Source organism: Erythrobacter sp. JB2-19 (assembly GCF_057365005.1).
Map to the genome: position 1 here is coordinate 639,815 of NZ_CP200290.1, position 16,881 is coordinate 656,695.

Consider the following 16,881-nt stretch of genomic DNA (forward strand, 5'->3'; position numbering starts at 1 on the left):
AAATGTCACGAAAAACAATTGCGTGGGCGCTGGTCGCTGCCGCTGGCCTGGCCTGCACGCCTGCCTATGCGAACGGCAATAGTGAAGGGGATGCATCTCAGCCGAGCGAGCGAGATACTGTTGGCGGCCAAGCTCAGTCTTCAGAGCGGCAAGGTCCGTCAAGCGGAGCTGGAGGCCCACCACCAGGTGTTTTGAACGGTGAAAACGTCTTTGATGAGACCTGGGTGACGATTGGCATCGGCGCGGGATTGGTGCCGAGCTATTCCGGGTCGGATGACTACAACGTCTTTCCGTTGCCGCTGATCGTTGGCCGCGTTGGCGGGATCGGCATCAGCCCCAATGGGCCCGGCTTTGCGCTCGATCTGCTGTCACAGGCGCCGAGTGCTGGACCATCTGAGACCAGCGTCTCCTTCGGGCCAGCCTTTCGCCTGCGCAGTGACCGCGATGGCGATATCGAAGATCCTGTGGTTGCGCTGACCGAGGACTTAGACACCGCGTTTGAGATCGGCGTGCAAGGCGGCGCGCGTATCCCCGGCGTGCTCAACCGCTTCGATGCGGTTACTTTGTCGACGCAGGTGCGATGGGACATATTGGGCGCGCATGACGGCATGCTGATCGAGCCCAGTGTCGGCTATTTTACCCCAGTTGGACGCGGAGCTGTGGTGCAGGTCAGCGCCAGTGCGAGCTTCGTCGACGATAGCTTCGCCGATTATTACTACACCGTCACGCCTCAACAGAGTGCGGACAGCGGCCTGGCAGAATTCACTGCGGATGGCGGGCTAAACAGCCTTGGACTGACGGCGATTGTCACCTTTGATTTAGGTGGCAACGCTTTGAACGGTGGCCTGAATATTTATGGGATTGGCGGCTACAGCCGCTTGGTCGGCGATGCGGCTGATACGCCGTTCACCTCTGTCCGCGGCAGCGCGGATCAATTCCTGGTCGGCGCGGGTGTGGGTTATACTTTTTAATCTTTCGCACGCTATCCGGCCTGCGCTATCCTCGCAGTTTGCGGGCAAGTCCGCACCGCTGTGGGCGGCCACTTGGCCTTGCGGTCGCTGCGCAACCGATTGGTCCATCGACTGTCAAACATAAAAAGGGCCGCCGGTTAGGGCAGCCCTTTTTGTTTTAGTGAAGCGCGAAATCAATCTTCGCTGTCGTCGTCCACATCATCGGCGCTCGCGCCTTTGGCGCCTTCGGCCAATTGCGGGCGCGGGGCGGGTAGAGCCGCCTTGCGATCGCCCGTCATCAAATAGGTGTCGAACCATTCGAGCATCCGCAGGCTGTAATCATAGCGGCTGCCTGCGCGGCGGTTGCCGTGCCCTTCGCCAGGATACAGCACAAAGCGCACCGGCGTCTCTGGCTTGCGGATTTTCAGCGAGCGGTAAAGCTCAAACGACTGGCCCGGATCAACGCGGGTGTCGCTGTCGCCGTGCATGATCAGGATCGGCGTCTCTGCCTTGTCGACGTGGAAGATCGGGGAAACCTCCAGCATCGCCTGCCAATCATCCCATGGCCATTTGCGGCTGTGCACATTGTACATCTCATAAGGGATGTCGCCGGTGCCAAATTTGCTGACCTGGTTGGAGATGCCGACGAACATCACGCTGGCGGCATATTCCGCTGAATGCGCGGTTGCGCCCCATGCGCTGGCATAGCCGCCGTATGATCCGCCGGTGATCCCGGTGCGGTTCGCATCGGTGATGCCTTCTGCAACCAGCGCGCGTTTTGCATCAACAATGTCGGTGAACTCTGGATCGGTGTAATTGCCCTGATGCTGCTTAGAAAAAGCAGTGCCATATCCGGTTGACCCGCGATAATTCGGCAGGAACACGGCATAGCCTTTGGCTGCGGCCATTTGGCCCGGCTTCGAATAGCCGGTTTGCCAGCCATTGCTTTCGTGTGCTTCCGGCCCGCCATGAATATTCATGATGGTCGGCGCACCGCCTTCTGGAGCGCCGCCAACCGGTTCAATCAGAACGCCTTCGATCTCTTGGCCATCGCGCGCGGTATAGGTGTAGGTACGCTGATTACCGAAGGAGATATCGGCCAGCCATGGGTTTTGGGTGGTCCAGCGGGTGAAGGTGCTGCCGTTTACGGCGAACACTTCATTCGGGTGCTTGGGGCTGTTCGCAGCGACAACCATCTGTCCGCCAGCGGCCTCAACCCGTGTCAGGATCAATTCGCCCGGATCAATCTCGCCTGAAATCTTGCCGTTCGAATTGTAAATCCGCAGCACGCTTTGCGCGCCGGTGTGAATGACGGTGGCAAGGCGGCCATTGGCAAGCCATTCCGCGTCGACGGCGGCTTCTTCAGCGCCCGCGTTAAGCGCGCGGTACACGCCGGTGGCGGTGTCGACGAGATGCAGCGTGGTTGCCGCCGGATCGTTCATATCGACGCCCGCGATCAGCGAAAGCTGTTTGCCATCTGGGGAAATTTCGACATCGTCGATCTTGCCCGGTGTCTCTACGACTGCGCGAACATTGCCGGTGTTCAGATCAATGATGTTCACTCGCTTGCTGGTGAGGCTATCATCGACCAGCGGGGTCGGTGCGGTTTCGACGATGCCGAATGCATTGCCGGGCGCAATGTCGAATGCGCTAACGAAACCGGGCAAAGCAATCTCGCGCGGTTCTTCGTCTACTTCATCGCCGACTTTAGCGGCGAACATGCGTGCTGGCCTGAATTCTTCTTCGTAAACTCGCGCGTTAAAGCCGGCCTTGCGCTGCTTGGTGCGCTGCTTGTCTTCCTCAGCGTTGGCGAGCAGGAACAAGGTGCTGCCATCATCGCTCCAACGGTAGCTGCGGACGTTTGCATCTTCGACTTCGGCGAGCTTCTTATACGTGCCGCCGTCCACTGGAACGCCCCAAACGGCGCGTTTCTCGTCCTTCTTCGTCCATAGGAAGCTGACCATCTGGCCGTCTGGCGAAAACGCAACGCCGCCCGGCGAGACATCATCGGGCAGATAAGCGCGTGCATCGCCCGGTGCGCTTGCCACTTTCAATTCCTGCGTGAACGATCCGTCCTTCTCGCCCTCGGTCACATCCGGCAGGCTAGAGGTCGTGAAGGCAATGCGCTCTCCATCGGGCGAGACGGCCACCGCGCCGACGCTTTCCAGCTTGGCAACGTCTTCAGGCGTCATCGGGCGGGCATGGGCGGCGGCAGTCAGCGAGACGGATGCGAACAATGTGGCGGAAATTACGGAAAGCCGGTTCATAGGAAAATTGTCCCCTGTGGATGGATTATTACGCGCCTGTCATAACGTTCAACTCGCCTTTGGCAAATGATGAGCGCATTCATATCTTATCTGGTGGGCTTGCGGCGCGGCTTAAACCGGGCCTATCAGGGCCAAAACGTAAGAGAGGTTCAATGATGAAATTGCTATCTAAGCTCGCGGTTCCCGCGATGGCTGCTGTGACACTGCTGAGCGCGCCTGCGGCGGCTGAAACGATTGCGATCCGCGCAGGATCTGTGATTGTTGATGCGGATAGCGAACCGACCGGACCGGCGGTCATCTACATTGACGATGGGCGTCTGGTCGCGGTTGATACGGATCCCGCACCCCAGGACCAATCACGGCCGACCGGGTAATTGACCTCTCGGACAAGACCGTGCTGCCCGGTATGATCGATCTGCACACGCATTTGTCCGGCGATCCCAGCGGCGAGTTCTGGCGCGCGGCCACCACGCCGCCAGAATATTACACTCTGATCGCGGCGAAGAACGCTCGCATCACCGCTCTGGCCGGGTTCACCACCGTGCGTGATCTTGGTTCGCGGACAGATCAGGTCACGCAAATGCTGCGCCGCGCCACGGCAGAGGGTATTGTGGCGGGTCCGCGTGTCGTCACCTCCGCCCGCACGATCAGCATTGTTGGCGGGCACGGCGACACCAACGGCTTTCACAAGCATGTGAACGATGTGCTGGATTCTGGGTTTACCTGCACAGGCGCGGTCGAGTGCTCGCAAAAGGTGCGCGAGGCATCCAAATATGGCGCCGACCTGATCAAGATCACGGCCACTGGCGGCGTGCTCAGCCAGCAGGGCCGGGGCCTAGAGGCGCACTTTACTGACGCTGAAATGAAGTCGATTGTCGACACAGCGGAAACGCTCGGTCTGAAAGTCGCCGCGCACGCGCATGGTGCGCGCGGGATCGAGGCGGCGGCGCGCGCCGGTGTGCACACGATTGAGCATGGCACCTATATCGACAAAGCCGCAGCGGACGCGATGAAGGCGAATGGCACCACGCTGGTTCCCACTCTGATGGCGTTCCAAGGGGTGAAGAATAATCTGGGCAAAGGGGTTTATACCCCAGTGGTAGAAGAGAAAATCGTCGCCGTGAGCGAGATTGCTGGCTCGATTGTGGAGCGCGCCAGTGAATACGGCGTGAAGATCGCGTTTGGCACGGATGCGGGCGTCTTCCCACATGGTCAGAACGCGGGCGAACTCGCCTTGATGCGCAGTGGCGGCATGTCAAACCGAGCAGTGCTGGCGTCGGCCACCACGGTCGCGGCAGAAGTGCTGGGCCTAGAGAATGAAATTGGCCGGATCGCGCCGGGCTTCTCAGCCGATATCATCGCGGTCGATGGCAATCCACTGGCTGATGTCAGCGTGCTGGAGGATGTCGATTTCGTGATGGTCCGCGGGCGGGTCATCGATTGATCGGGATGGATTGATCGAACAACATTAGGTGTTGGTCGGGCACGCGCTTGCCCTTGCATTCGGGTAGGCGTAGCGCTCACCGGCAATCAAATTTGGTTAATGGGACTTACGCATCATGCATATTCGCGCTGCACTTCTCGCTGCGACAGCTTTCGCCTTACCGGCTGCACCAGCTCTGGCTGATAATCATGGCGGAGCGGCAGAGGCCGCCGCTGAGCAGCCTCAGTCTGAGCAAGAGAAGCTGTTTGCGTTGTTCGCCGATTCTGACCAGCGCCAATTGGCGCTCAACCCCCTGTCGCGCCTGTTTCGCGGGGATGACAAGGATGCGGGCAAACTCGGTGATTTCCTAACCGATGCGCAGTTCCTGGCGGGCCGCACAGACACGCAATTGAACATGGCGCTGCTGGCGCAGATCGACCGGTCGCGGCTCTCCGCCACCGATCAGCTCGCCTATGATGTGTTCAAGTACAATCAGGAGCAATCGCTGAAGGCCAGCACAGACCGCATTCGTGCGCTTACCGAAGTGCGCCCGGTCAACCATTTCAGCGGTTTTCATACCTTCTACCCCAACTTTGCCAGCGGTACGGGCGCTGCCCCGTTCCGAACGCTCGCCAATTACGAAGATAATCTGTCGCGCCATGATGATTACATTGCGATCACTGACCGGGCGATCGAGAAGTTTCGCGAAGGCATGGAAAGCGGCGTGTTTGAAACGAAGCTGACGATTGGCAATGTCATTTCTCAGCTCGACACTCAGATCGCCATTCCCGTCGCTGAGTCGCAATTTATGGGTCCAGTGAAGAATTTTCCGGAGGACTTCCCTGAGGAAGACAAAACGCGCCTGACCGCTGCTTATGAAGCGAAGACCCAGGAGATCTACGCCGCGCACACGCGGATGCGGGACTTCTTGCGCGATGAATATCTGGCCGTTGCTCGTGACAGTGTCGGGCTCAGTCAGATGAAGGGCGGCGAGGAGCTTTACGCCCAGCTGATCGAGGGTACGACTACGCTGCCGCTTGACGCGGATACGATCCACCAGCTGGGCCTGAATGAAGTGGCGCGGGTCAAATCGGATCTGGAAAAGGTGCAGGCCGAGGTTGGGTTTGAAGGCACGCTCAACGAATTTTTCGACTACGTTCGAACCGATGAGCAGTTCAAGCCGGAAAGCCGCGAGGCGCTGACCCAGAGCTATTACGATCTGGGCAAAGAGGTCGATAAGAAGATCGGCGAATATTTCTCGCTGCTGCCAAAATCAGAACTTCGGATCGAGCCGTATGATCCCTCGATTGAGCAGTTCAGCGCGGGCGGTTCTTACCAATCGGGCACTCCCGATGGATCGCGCCCAGGTACATTCTATTTCAACGCCTATGACCTGCCGAGCCGCCTGACGACCGGCAATATGACGCTGTACCTGCACGAGGGCGCACCGGGCCACCACTTCCAGATCAGCTTGGCTCAGGAAAACGAAGCGTTGCCTGCCTTTATGCGGTTTGGCGGAACGACCGCGTTTGTTGAGGGCTGGGCGCTCTATGCCGAGACCTTGGGTTATGAAATGGGCTTTTTCGAAGACCCATGGAACCGCTATGGCACTTTGCAGGATGAGCAGCTGCGCGCGATGCGTCTGGTGGTTGACACTGGCCTGCACGCAAAAGGATGGAGCCGTGAGCAGGCGATCGAGTTCATGCTGGAAAATTCTGGCATGACGCGGACCGAAGTGGTCTCCGAGGTTGAGCGCTATATCGCCATTCCGTCGCAAGCCTTGGCTTACAAGATCGGCGCGCTCAAAATTCAGGAGCTGCGTGCGCGGGCTGAAGAACAGCTCGCTGATGACTTCGACATCAAGGAATTCCACGCTCAGGTGCTGAACACTGGCGGGCTTCCGCTGGCCGTCTTGGAGGCCAAGATTGACCGCTGGATCGCGGCGCAAAAGGGCGGTTAAGACACCTTGTGCAGCTCTATTCGATTTGCATCCGGTAGGTGATCGTGAAGCCAGGGTGGTTGGTCCCGTCAGATGCGGCCAATTGCCCGGTTGGCTGGATTTGAATTGCACTCACATCCGGATCAAATGTGCCTGTCGGTGAATAGCCGAACGGGGCGGCCCCGCCAGGTTGATCGGAAAATCCAACCATCGTCGAGGCATTAAAGGTGTCTAGTCCGCTAGCGGTGGTGGCTTCGGTAAAGGCCACGCCAAATGCGGCACCATAGGCCATGTCGGCTGGCACAAGATCGATCATATCGAGCGTGTTTGCATCGACCGAGGCATCCCCTTCGTTGCGCACGCTGATAGTGTATTCGATCACGGCGCCCGGGATAGCCTTAAAATCGCTTGTCTCGGCATCATTCGTGATGATTGCGGACGCTTTGTCGACCACAATAATCGCGTCCGGAGGTCCCCGTGTGTTGGTGACTACACAAGTAATAACATCGCCCAGTTGCGGGATGAGGTCGACCCGCCTGCCGCCTGTTGGCAGGCTGGTGGACGAGCTGGGGTTGGTGTTCGTGCACACCGTGTTAGAAGTGTAACGCGAAATAACCGTTGACCCCCGCGCAAATTCAACCAGGCGGATGGTATTTCCTGCTGTCACTTCAATCGGGCCTGCACCATCCACTGTGAATGCCGAGCCAGTGCCCTCGGTATCGATTTGCACCAGATTTGTGCCCGTGGTGAGATCGCGCGTGCGCAGCCGGAATTGGTCGGTGTCGAAAATCCGTCCGCCTGCGCCAAGCTCTTTCCGATAGGTAACATGCGGCAACGGCGTGTTGGTGAAGCGGCATTCGATTGCATCGCCAAATTGCAAGGGACCAAAGTTGAAGCTTACCGTCTGCACACCCGCAGGCAAGGGCGTGGACGAACCGCTGTTTCCGTTGGTGCAGGTTAGTTCGGAACTATAGCTGGTGATCGCGCTGGTGCTGCCAGCGGCCATTTGTTCGCTGATCGTCAGCGGGATGCCTGATGCCGTGGTTAGAACAGCGGCATCAAAGGGACCAAGCCCGCTGCCGTTGGTCGATCCAGTGGCAAAGATGGCCCCTGAAGAGGTTGAGCTGATCATGAAATCAAACTGATCAGCAGGGTCCAGCCGGGTGCCGCCGATCACCTTGTCCAGGCTGATCGAGGCAAAGCGGACTGCGAACATGATCCCTTGCAGGCCAGCACCGTTCATTTCAGCAGACACGTTTGTGGGCGTGTTCGACCCGACAATATAGGCGCCCACGCGGCCGCTCTGACCTAAGCCGTCGCTGCGGAATGTGCTTGTTCCAACGCCAGCAGCGCCCGGCATTTGTGTGCCGCTGATCGGGGGGACATCATCCAGCAGTTCCCACGCACCGCCATCAGTGGTGTATTCCAGATATTCGGCATTGTCGGTGGATTCTGCATCGGCCACCACAAAGGCATAAGTCGTGACGGTCGCAACCCCCGGCGGCGGCGTGATGCTGATATTGCTAAAGTCGAACCTGACCGTTGAACCGCTGTTCGCCATGTAGAGGATTGGACGCCCGGGAATACCCAAAAACGCCGTATTGCCCACGGCTGCTCCGGTCCAACTTGGCGCGGCGCGCGGGTCCGCCCCGGTCGCGGCGCTGCTGGTGGTGCGCAAGGTGAAATTGAGGACTGATCCGTCGGACAGGCCAACGGCGAAGGTTTGACCTGCGGCTGATCGCGCGACGGCATCGTCATAGCCGTCCATATCTATCCAGCAATAGGTTCGCCACGAGGCAGGTGCGGTGCCTTGGCTTGTGGCCGCGCCGCAGCTGCTCGATTGTGCGCTTGCGCTGGGCGCGAGCAGGATCGCAGCAAGCAGCAAAACTGCTAGCTGGATGATCAACACAAATGGTCGCGCCAAATTGGCCACGCGCTGCAGTTCCCCCTTTTTCAAGGTGGCAGTTACTGCAGCCTGGTTAGATTATGGTTAACCAGTTTTCATGTTTGCGATTAGTTAGGAGGCAGTTTTGCCTAATGCCTATTCGAGCGCGCTGGCGAGCGTCTCATAGCCGCTGACGAATTCTTGTTTGAAATCCTGCACCACGCCGCCCGCGCTTCGTACCTCTGTGACGAGGCCAACGCCCTGACCGACAAAGTATGAGCATAGCGCGCGTGCGTCTTCATTGCCGTTCACTGCGGCCTTGTCGATCGCGCGCAGCACCGGCTCAGACAGTAACATCATCAGCGGCATGGGCAGGGCGGGCAGGCCAGCCTCTTCCCAGCGTGCGTGCCAGCCAGATCGCAGCTGACGGCTGAACTTGCCGGTGCGGTGTTTGGAGCGGATGGTGTCGCGGCTGGAGGCGGCGATCATCTTCTCGCGGAAAACCTCATGCGTTTCGGCCTCCTGTGTGGCGAGCCACACGCTGCCGCACCATGCGCCCGCCGCGTCCATCGCCATCATCCCGGCCATTTGCCGCCCGTTCATGATTCCGCCCGCCGCAAGCACGGGAATGTCCGCGCCTGCCCGCTCAATCGCTTCGATCACCTCGGGCACCAGCACGATTGTGCTAACCTCGCCGCAATGCCCGCCGCCTTCGCCGCCTTGGGCAATGATCAGATCAACGCCCGCCTCGATTTGCTTCATCGCGTGCTCTTTTGCGCCGACCAATGCTGCCACCGGAATGCCGTGTTTCTTCCCCGCTTCGATCATCGCTGGCGGGGCCGTGCCCAGCGCATTGGCGATCAGGCGGACCGGGTGGTTGAAGCTTACCTCCAGCAATTCCTGACCCAGCGAGGTGTTGGGTGCCTGGCTGCCGCCCAATGGCGCTGTGCCATCCAGGCTGACGCCCGCCTCGCGTAGAATGGTGGCGGTCATATCGCGGTATTCCGCCGGGATCGCGGCGACGATATCATCCGCGCTTACCGAATGATCGACCGCCTGCACCTCAGGGATCAGCACGTCGATGCCGTATGGTTTGCCCTCGACATTGTCGTCGATCCATTTGAGCTCCGTTTCGAGCTGCTCCGGGGTGAAGCTGACCGCGCCGAGCACGCCAAATCCGCCCGCGCGGCTGACCGCGGCGACCACATCGCGGCAATGCGAAAAGGCAAAGAGCGGGAATTCACATCCCACCATATCTGTCATGCGAAACGGCATTATCGGGTCTTTCGTAAGGGTTGCGATGTCGGTTCAGGATTGCGGCGCGCGGCGCGTGTGGTCAAGGCTTAGCGGCGCGATATTAGCGCATGCCCAGACTGCGCATGACAAAGCCGATGATGGTCTTGTCCCGCTCCGTCCCGGCCTGTCCTAAAACGCCGCGCGCATGATCGGGGATGTGGTCGGCAGATTGCGCTGCACCCTCGCCAAACACGTAGTGATCAAAGAAGCTCCTCCAGGCCTGACGTTCTGACAAGGGGCGTTCTCGGATGGCGAGCATGGCCAGCGCCATGGCGGGCATTTGCACCCCTCGCGGATCGCTCGGCCACCAATAGTTTACCAGCATGTTGAACGCGCCATCGGCCGTGACATGATGCCACCACAGCGGTGGTAGAAACAATGCATCGCCGGGCTGTAATTCAATCTCGATGCGTGCATCCCAGGCCTCGCGAAACTTCGGAAACCGCTCAAAATCCGGATCGGCAAAATCGACCAGGCTGGCGGGCGGACCAGCCATGTTGAACTCCAGCGGGCCGATGTAGAGATTGCCCACTTGATCGGGCGGAAAAACGGTGAATTTGCGTGATCCGGCAATGGCGCAGGCAATGTTCAGCTCCACATCGATATGCGCCGCGACGCGGGATTTATTGCCGATCCAAACGCGCGGCTCGATCCCATTCGCCAGCAGCGGCATTGCATTGTCCGCGGCAAAGCCGGGCAGGCAGCTACTGACCGGAACGGAGCCTGCGTAAATCGCGGGCGGATTGGGCCGATCAGCAACCTCGATCAGCTTGTCGAGCAGAGCGTTCAGCGGTGCCTTTTGCCGCTGAAAATTAAAGCCGCGCATCTGATCATCATAAAAGTGGCGGCCGTCATTGCCGCTCGCCGAGATGAAAGTTTCCACCGGCTGGCCATTGTATCCTGCATTGAGGTAACTGCGCAGCGCCTCTGGCGATTGCTGGGCTGCCTTCACCACTGGCCAATCGCTCACCAATCCGCGCATGATGATCGGCCTGCCGGCCTGCACCACGGCGCTTTCAAACTTGACTCGATCGATGTCAGTGAACTCTTCAATATTGGGCGTTTGCGGGGCGTCCAAGAGGGCTTCCAATCCTTGGGCTGAATGCTGATGGTTGCACGATAGGTGGCAGGGGCGGGCTTGTCATGCCCTCGTATGTTGGAGAAGTTGCTCATCTCAAAAGCAGTAACTGCGCGCTGACTGGACCTGCTGCGGATTGCGGCCTAACCTTAGCGTGCAAATGCATGGATGGAAGAGGAATTGGGCATGGCTTACCGCGCGATAATTGCAGCGGCTTTTGGAGCGCTTACGCTGGCGGGATGCTCTGCCGCGCCAGCTTCTGAAGTTCCGACTGTCGAAAGCAGCGGTGAGGGCAGCGTCACCTCGATCCTTAACGCGGGGGTTAGCGCCAGAATGGGCGGGGCGAAGTTTCTGTTCGACCCATTGTATGACAACCATTTTGGATCGCTGGCTGAAATGGGCGAACCCCTGATCGAGGCGATTATCAATGGCAGCGCGCCGTATGATAATGTCGATGCAGTCTTCGTCAGCCACGCGCATGGCGACCATTTCTCCGCCGAATATCTCAACCGCATGATGGCCGCGCAGCCGGGTGTGCAATTGATCGCACCCGCCCAGGCTGAGGAGGCGATGCGAGGCCATGAGATGTGGCAGGATGACTTTGCCGAGCGGATCACTGGCGTTGAGCTGAGCAATGGTGAGGCAGCCGAACGGATCGAGGTCGCAGGGGCGGTGGTGGAGGCTCTGCGCACGCCGCACGCAGGCTGGCCAGAGCGGCATAGCGAGGTGCACAATATCACCTTCCGGGTTTCCGCGACCAATGCCGCTGGAGCGCCTATTCGCGTGATGCATATGGGTGATGCCGATCCAGCCGCGCAGCATTTCACGATGAATTCAAAGTTCTTTTGCTGCGCGCGGACGAATTTGGTGATGGTGCCGTTCTGGTTCTTCCAGCAGGATGATGCAGGGCTGTTGATTGATCGCACGCTTAACGCAGAGGAAGCCGTTGGCGTGCATGTGCCTGCTGAAACACCTGCATTTTTGACAAGCAGCGAATGGGATTACTTCACCAAGGTGGGTGAGGAATTGCCGATCAAAGAGCTGCCCTAATTGCTATTTATCCGCTGGTTAGCGCGGTATAAGCTCGGCGATTTCTGGCAAATGTGTAACTGACGCTACCAACTTCGCGAACCGGTATTTAGACAAGAATTAAGGGGACTTTCAATGAATTTCACATTGTCACGCACCGTGCAGATAACGGCCTTACTGTTACTCTTGGCAGCTGTGACACAGGCGCTCTACACCGGGCTTTATATCGCTGAGGTTGATGTTCCGCGCCAGCTGCTGTGGGGTCTGGAAGGGCTGATCTTCGTGCTGCTCGCGGCCTTTGCCGGATCCGCGATGGTTCAGGCCAAAAACCTCCATCTTGGCTGGTCGGCGATCGCATTTAGCGCGGTGCTCAACGTCGTTCAGGTTGGTGTCGGTCTCACGATGTTCGGGCCCTTCCGCGAAGCTGCGGAAGCATCCGAAGCGCTCGCTCCGGCGGCTGGCGCGGTCGTGGCCTTCTCTTTCATGGTTTACAATGCGGCCAAGGTCTTGCTGGCGCTTGCGGCGATTGTGTTTGGCATGGCCAAGATGAACGACGGCGCAAAGGCGTTGGGCGGTCTCACCGCTGCTATTGGTGCGGCCGCGCTGATCGCGAACACGCTTTCAATGGCCTTGGGTCGCGGCTTTTCTGGCGAATTGCCGCTGGCAGGTGGCACCGGCGTTCTTGCAACATTGCTGCTTGCATTTTGCCTGTCGAGCGCCGTCAAAGAAGACTGATTTTGTCCGCCATGGCGCCCCTGCGTTTGGCTCAAACGGCTTAACGCGGGGGCTTGCCAAGGCTTGCAGAACCGAGCCCTATCTCCAGCTGGGGCTGTGCGCGGCCAGATAGCTGTGCAGATCGCTGTCGCTTTCTTGCGCGGCCAAGGCGGTGTCATATTCCGCTGGCAGCTCCATACAGCGGTATTGGGTGATTTTCTCCGCAATCTGCGCGTTGCGCTCGGCATTCTCGCTCGCTTCGCCTGCAAAGTGATTGCAGACGGTGAGGCGGCTAACCAACAGGCCAAGGTCCTTTGCAGATTGAGAGGCAAAGGCGCTTAGAATTTCGGGATCGGCGATAAAGTAGGCCTGCGGCTGGGTAATACTGGCATCGTCGCTGCCCGAGGCTGTCACTCCGAAACCATCGGCTTGCCCGTCTCTACTAAGATCGATTGTAATGCGGTCGCCGCCTTTTACGAAATGCAGCTCTTCAAAATTGCCGTCTTGGGCGAGCAACCCACCGCGCGCTTCAAACGTGTTTTGCCTGCCGTCTGGCGTCTCTCTGAGCACCAATTCGCCATCTTCGATAAGAACAGTGATGGCTTCGGTTCCAAAGGTAGCCACCATTACAATTGTATCATTGTCGATGCAGTCGACCTGAAACTCCTCTTCTCCCGAGATGCTGAGCAGGCCGGCCGTTGCGCTGGGCAATTCCATCTCGCGCGCGCCGTGAGCGATAAAATTCATCATCAGATATTCTTCGGTATTGTCAGGATTGCTGATCCGATAGTGCCGCTTGCTCGCGCTTGCATCGACAGGGGCCAGGGTTATGGGCACCGGGCCGGTTTCAGTCCGCGCGATTGCCGGTTCTCCGCCTGAGGCTGACTGAATGCCAAAAAAGCGTTTGCCATCCTGGGTGATGCAGAGGTTTTCGACCCTTGTGTAGCTGGCTGGTGTCGTGCCTTCATTGGTGGTGTGTGCTTCATTCAGCACCCAATAGCTGCCAGCGCGGGCGGTCTGCGTTTGCGCAGCTGGGGCGACGGCCGTGTTTGTGTTTGCCGGGTTTTCAGCGGTGGCTGGCACCGCAAGCGATACCACTAAAACAGCGAGTGAGGCTGGAAATCTGATCAAAACCGTATCCTCTTCATGCTTCATGGGCGGCGCCAGGCGCCGCGCTGAAAGCGGTATACAGCAATTTGCCGATAAAGCTGAGCGATAGATTATCCTTATCGCTAGAAGAGGGAAAAGCCGGCGATTAACACGCGGCCAGATCATGTTTGTGCTAGTCTTTACGGATGCGTTCCAGGAAAGATCTGACCTGATCTGTCAGACGTTTTGCCTGACTTTCAAGGTCTGTCGCAGAGCCTAACAACTCATCTGCCACTGCCCCGACTTTGCTCGCCTGTTCCAGCATTTCTGCCGTGTGGACGGTCACATCCTCTGTCCCTCGCGCGGACAGATCAATGCTATGCGCCAAGTCTTTGCCAGCGACAGATTGCTGATCAACCGCAGCAGCAATCGAAGTCGATGTCGTCTCAAGCTCACGGACGCGTTCGGCAATTGCTTGTAGTTCGGAGACACCTGCACTGGTCGAACCTTGCATGGTTTCGATCTGTGCTGAGACTTCGCTGGTCGCTGTGCTGGTCTGATTGGCGAGTTCTTTTACTTCTGAGGCGACAACTGCAAAACCGCGTCCCGCTTCACCGCCACGTGCGGCCTCGATGGAGGCGTTGAGTGCAAGCAGATTGGTGCGGTTGGCGATCGATTGGATCAGCTCGACCACCTGAGTAACTTGCTCTGCTTCGCTGGAGAGGGTCGAAATCGTCTTGTCGGTTCCCTCTGCAGCGCGTGATGCATTTCGGGCCAATTCCTCAGAGCGTGCCGCCTGCCGGCTAATTTCGTCGATCGAAAGGGCAAACTCATCTGAGGCCGCAGCGGCAGAAGCAACGCCGTTTGATGCGCGGGTCATCGCATCCACCACCATTTGTGCCTTTTCTGAAGAAAGGTGTGCGGAACCGGCAAGGTCGTGCGCTCTTGAGTTTAACTGTGATGCGGCCGTGGCGACGTTGCTTGTGACTTCACCAACCATCTCTTCAAATTGCTCGGCCAGTCTCAGGAATTCTTGGCGCTGATTGTCTTCGGTTTCCAGCCGCAGTTTATCGGCAATATCACGTTCAATTACCAATTGATCCAAATGCGTATAGGCTGTTTTGAACGCGTCGAGAGAACGCGCCAAATCGCCAATTTCATCCTGCCGGGCTTGGCCTGAAATCTCGATATCGCGCGCGCCGCTTGAAAGCCTGCTCATTTCGCTTGCGATTGTGCTGATCGGATCAATCAAGTCGCGTGTCATGCCGCGTTTTGCCAGAGCGACCCAACTGAGGCCCAAAACGCCGATAATAATTGCAACAAGGGTTGGGATCCAACTCCAGTTACCCATAAATAACGATGCGGCATTGCTGACCAATATTACCGCAAGTATTATCAGCAGACTGTCGTTATATAGCCCCATCTTTGCAGTCATGCGCATCGCATTGACACGGCGTGCCATCGCGTTGGCGCCGGCGTCGTCAGGCGGTGAGTAATCTGCATCGACGTCCGATGATCGCACCTCTTGCAGCGGGTGCTGATGATCTTCCGATAGAAAATCTTGCGAGAAATTCATGACAATTGCGTCCCTTTGAGAACGATGGCGTAACCAAAAAGCCCTAATTTCTCGTGAAAAGGGCGTTTAGATTTTCTTGCACGTCATTGTATGGCTGCAATGCTGCCGATCATGGATTTGTTCTGGGACGGAAATGCGCAATCGCTAACCGCGCGCGGCCAATTCGGTTGGAAGTGGGTGTTCGATTCGCCTGCTATGCCGCAGCAGTGGCCGCATCTAACTTGAAGAATCCCCTTAAAAATGACGACGTTGGCAGCGTAAGGTAGGGGAGAAGCGATGATGAGTTTGGCATCGGGTTGGCGCAGACACTGGCATAGCGGAGCCGCGCTTGCGGTCGTGGCCATGGTGACAGGTCTTACAGGGTGCGGCGAAGGTTCCGGTGGCAGCAGCAATGGACCGGCCGTTACGCAGCCAGCCCCGACACCCACGGCAACGCCAACGCCCACACCGACGCCCACAGCAACACCTGTGCCCCCGAGCCCTGGTTCCCAATTGACGCAGTCTGACGCGCGGATTGGCGCATGCATCAACATGTCGAACCAGTTGGAAGGCAATCCCACCGAAGGCAGTTGGGGCCGCCCGATTGCCAATGATGACTTTGCGCAAATCAAAGCGCAGGGTTTTGAAACCGTGCGCATCCCTGTGCGCTGGTCGACCCATGCGCCGGCAACGGCACCCTATACGATAGATGCAGCCTGGATGGACCGGGTGGAAGAGGTCGTTACTCTGGCCCGCGCATCTGACCTGCGTGTTATACTGAACGTCCATCATTATGATGAGATCTTCGTCGATCCTGACGGCCATAGGGATCGTTTCGCTGCCTTCTGGTTGCAGATTGCCGAGCGTTTTCAAAATGCCGATGACATGGTTTGGTTCGAGTTGCTGAATGAGCCGCACAATCAGCTTACCGATGCCAATCTGCTCTCGATCCTGGAACCCGCGCTGGCCAATGTGCGCGCCACAAACCCAACTCGCCCGGTGGTGATTGGCGGCGAGAACTTCAGCGGGATCAATTCCTTGGCCACCCTGCCATTGCCTGATGATCCCTATCTGATCGCCACATTCCACTATTACGATCCGTTTGACTTTACGCACCAGGGCGCAAGTTTTCTGGCAAGTCCGCCTCCGTTCGGCCGCGTGTTCGGCACCCCGCAAGATTTAGGCGATGTCGATAACAGTGTCGCAAAGGTGCAGGACTTCATGACCCGTACGGGCCGCCCTGTGTTCATGGGTGAATATGGCGCGATCCAAACCATCCCCTCGGCCAATCGCGCGCTTTATTATCAGACCGTGACCGATGCGTTCCGCGCGGCGGATGTCGATGGCTGTGTCTGGGGATACATCAGTTCGTTCAACTTCCGCGAGGATGCTCTGGGCGGGGTATGGGATACCGAGATGCTAAACGCCATCGGCCTTTAGCGCACTGGACGCAGGCGCCCGCGTACACTAATCGTAATCGCATCCCCGGGGAGCCAGCGAGTCTGATTATCAGGCGCAGGCTGAGAGGGGCGCATCGCAGCGCTCGACCCGTTGAACCTGAACCTGTTAATACAGGCGGAGGGAAGGGCTCTTGACCCGCTCACCCTGAGCTTGTCGAAGGGCCGAAGTCCCATCCGCCATTCTTGGAGACTTCGC

General features: G+C 58.2%; 14 protein-coding genes and 1 riboswitch. Of the genes, 8 read left to right on the forward strand and 6 right to left on the reverse strand.

Annotation, left to right across the window (positions count from 1 at the left end; genetic code table 11):
- The first annotated feature begins 2 nt into the window (after nt 1-2).
- The gene (locus tag AC0V6O_RS03265) at nt 3-971 is read left to right on the forward strand and encodes a MipA/OmpV family protein (RefSeq protein ID WP_486141492.1); all 969 of its coding nucleotides are present in this window, start codon (nt 3-5) and stop codon (nt 969-971) included.
- Nucleotides 972-1,144: 173 nt separating this feature from the next.
- On the opposite strand, the gene AC0V6O_RS03270 is transcribed toward AC0V6O_RS03265, so the two are convergent.
- On the reverse strand, nt 1,145-3,217 hold the full coding sequence (locus AC0V6O_RS03270) for a S9 family peptidase (protein WP_486141494.1): 2,073 nt from the start codon (nt 3,215-3,217) through the stop codon (nt 1,145-1,147).
- Between the two features lie 152 nt (nt 3,218-3,369).
- Between AC0V6O_RS03270 and AC0V6O_RS03275 the strand changes: the two genes are divergently transcribed.
- The 3 genes from AC0V6O_RS03275 to AC0V6O_RS03285 all read left to right on the forward strand — a co-directional run bounded on the left by AC0V6O_RS03275 (nt 3,370) and on the right by AC0V6O_RS03285 (nt 6,600).
- A complete protein-coding gene (locus AC0V6O_RS03275) occupies nt 3,370-3,591 on the forward strand; it encodes a hypothetical protein (protein ID WP_486141496.1) in 222 nt (73 codons plus the stop codon).
- 32 nt (nt 3,592-3,623) lie between these two features.
- On the forward strand, nt 3,624-4,661 hold the full coding sequence (locus tag AC0V6O_RS03280; RefSeq protein WP_486141498.1) for a metal-dependent hydrolase family protein: 1,038 nt from the start codon (nt 3,624-3,626) through the stop codon (nt 4,659-4,661).
- A gap of 115 nt (nt 4,662-4,776) precedes the next feature.
- Nucleotides 4,777-6,600, forward strand: coding sequence for a DUF885 domain-containing protein (locus tag AC0V6O_RS03285; protein WP_486141500.1), 1,824 nt, complete (start codon nt 4,777-4,779; stop codon nt 6,598-6,600).
- Between the two features lie 16 nt (nt 6,601-6,616).
- On the opposite strand, the gene AC0V6O_RS03290 is transcribed toward AC0V6O_RS03285, so the two are convergent.
- The 3 genes from AC0V6O_RS03290 to AC0V6O_RS03300 all read right to left on the reverse strand — a co-directional run bounded on the left by AC0V6O_RS03290 (nt 6,617) and on the right by AC0V6O_RS03300 (nt 10,838).
- The gene (locus AC0V6O_RS03290) at nt 6,617-8,512 is read right to left on the reverse strand and encodes a CshA/CshB family fibrillar adhesin-related protein (protein WP_486141502.1); all 1,896 of its coding nucleotides are present in this window, start codon (nt 8,510-8,512) and stop codon (nt 6,617-6,619) included.
- Nucleotides 8,513-8,620: 108 nt separating this feature from the next.
- Nucleotides 8,621-9,727 carry an NAD(P)H-dependent flavin oxidoreductase gene (locus AC0V6O_RS03295; protein ID WP_486141504.1) on the reverse strand — a complete coding sequence of 369 codons (1,107 nt, stop codon included), beginning with the start codon at nt 9,725-9,727 and terminating at the stop codon, nt 8,621-8,623.
- 94 nt (nt 9,728-9,821) lie between these two features.
- On the reverse strand, nt 9,822-10,838 hold the full coding sequence (locus tag AC0V6O_RS03300) for a cupin-like domain-containing protein (RefSeq protein WP_486141506.1): 1,017 nt from the start codon (nt 10,836-10,838) through the stop codon (nt 9,822-9,824).
- Between the two features lie 168 nt (nt 10,839-11,006).
- Between AC0V6O_RS03300 and AC0V6O_RS03305 the strand changes: the two genes are divergently transcribed.
- Both AC0V6O_RS03305 and AC0V6O_RS03310 read left to right on the forward strand, forming a co-directional pair.
- Nucleotides 11,007-11,888, forward strand: coding sequence for an MBL fold metallo-hydrolase (locus tag AC0V6O_RS03305; RefSeq protein WP_486141508.1), 882 nt, complete (start codon nt 11,007-11,009; stop codon nt 11,886-11,888).
- A gap of 114 nt (nt 11,889-12,002) precedes the next feature.
- Complete coding sequence (locus AC0V6O_RS03310; protein ID WP_472640691.1) at nt 12,003-12,602, forward strand: thiamine biosynthesis protein ThiC; 600 nt, start codon at nt 12,003-12,005, stop codon at nt 12,600-12,602.
- Between the two features lie 78 nt (nt 12,603-12,680).
- Here AC0V6O_RS03310 and AC0V6O_RS03315 read toward each other — a convergent pair whose 3' ends face one another.
- Entirely contained in the window at nt 12,681-13,736 is a 1,056-nt protein-coding gene (locus AC0V6O_RS03315) for a hypothetical protein (protein WP_486141510.1), read from the reverse strand.
- Between the two features lie 127 nt (nt 13,737-13,863).
- Nucleotides 13,864-15,246 carry a methyl-accepting chemotaxis protein gene (locus tag AC0V6O_RS03320; RefSeq protein WP_486141512.1) on the reverse strand — a complete coding sequence of 461 codons (1,383 nt, stop codon included), beginning with the start codon at nt 15,244-15,246 and terminating at the stop codon, nt 13,864-13,866.
- A 90-nt stretch (nt 15,247-15,336) separates the two neighbouring features.
- On the opposite strand from AC0V6O_RS03320, the gene AC0V6O_RS03325 reads away from it, so the two are divergent.
- A complete protein-coding gene (locus tag AC0V6O_RS03325) occupies nt 15,337-15,471 on the forward strand; it encodes a hypothetical protein (RefSeq protein ID WP_486141514.1) in 135 nt (44 codons plus the stop codon).
- A gap of 267 nt (nt 15,472-15,738) precedes the next feature.
- A complete protein-coding gene (locus AC0V6O_RS03330) occupies nt 15,739-16,665 on the forward strand; it encodes a glycoside hydrolase family 5 protein (RefSeq protein ID WP_486141516.1) in 927 nt (308 codons plus the stop codon).
- Between the two features lie 36 nt (nt 16,666-16,701).
- Nucleotides 16,702-16,827: riboswitch (TPP riboswitch) on the forward strand.
- Nucleotides 16,828-16,881 lie beyond the last annotated feature (54 nt).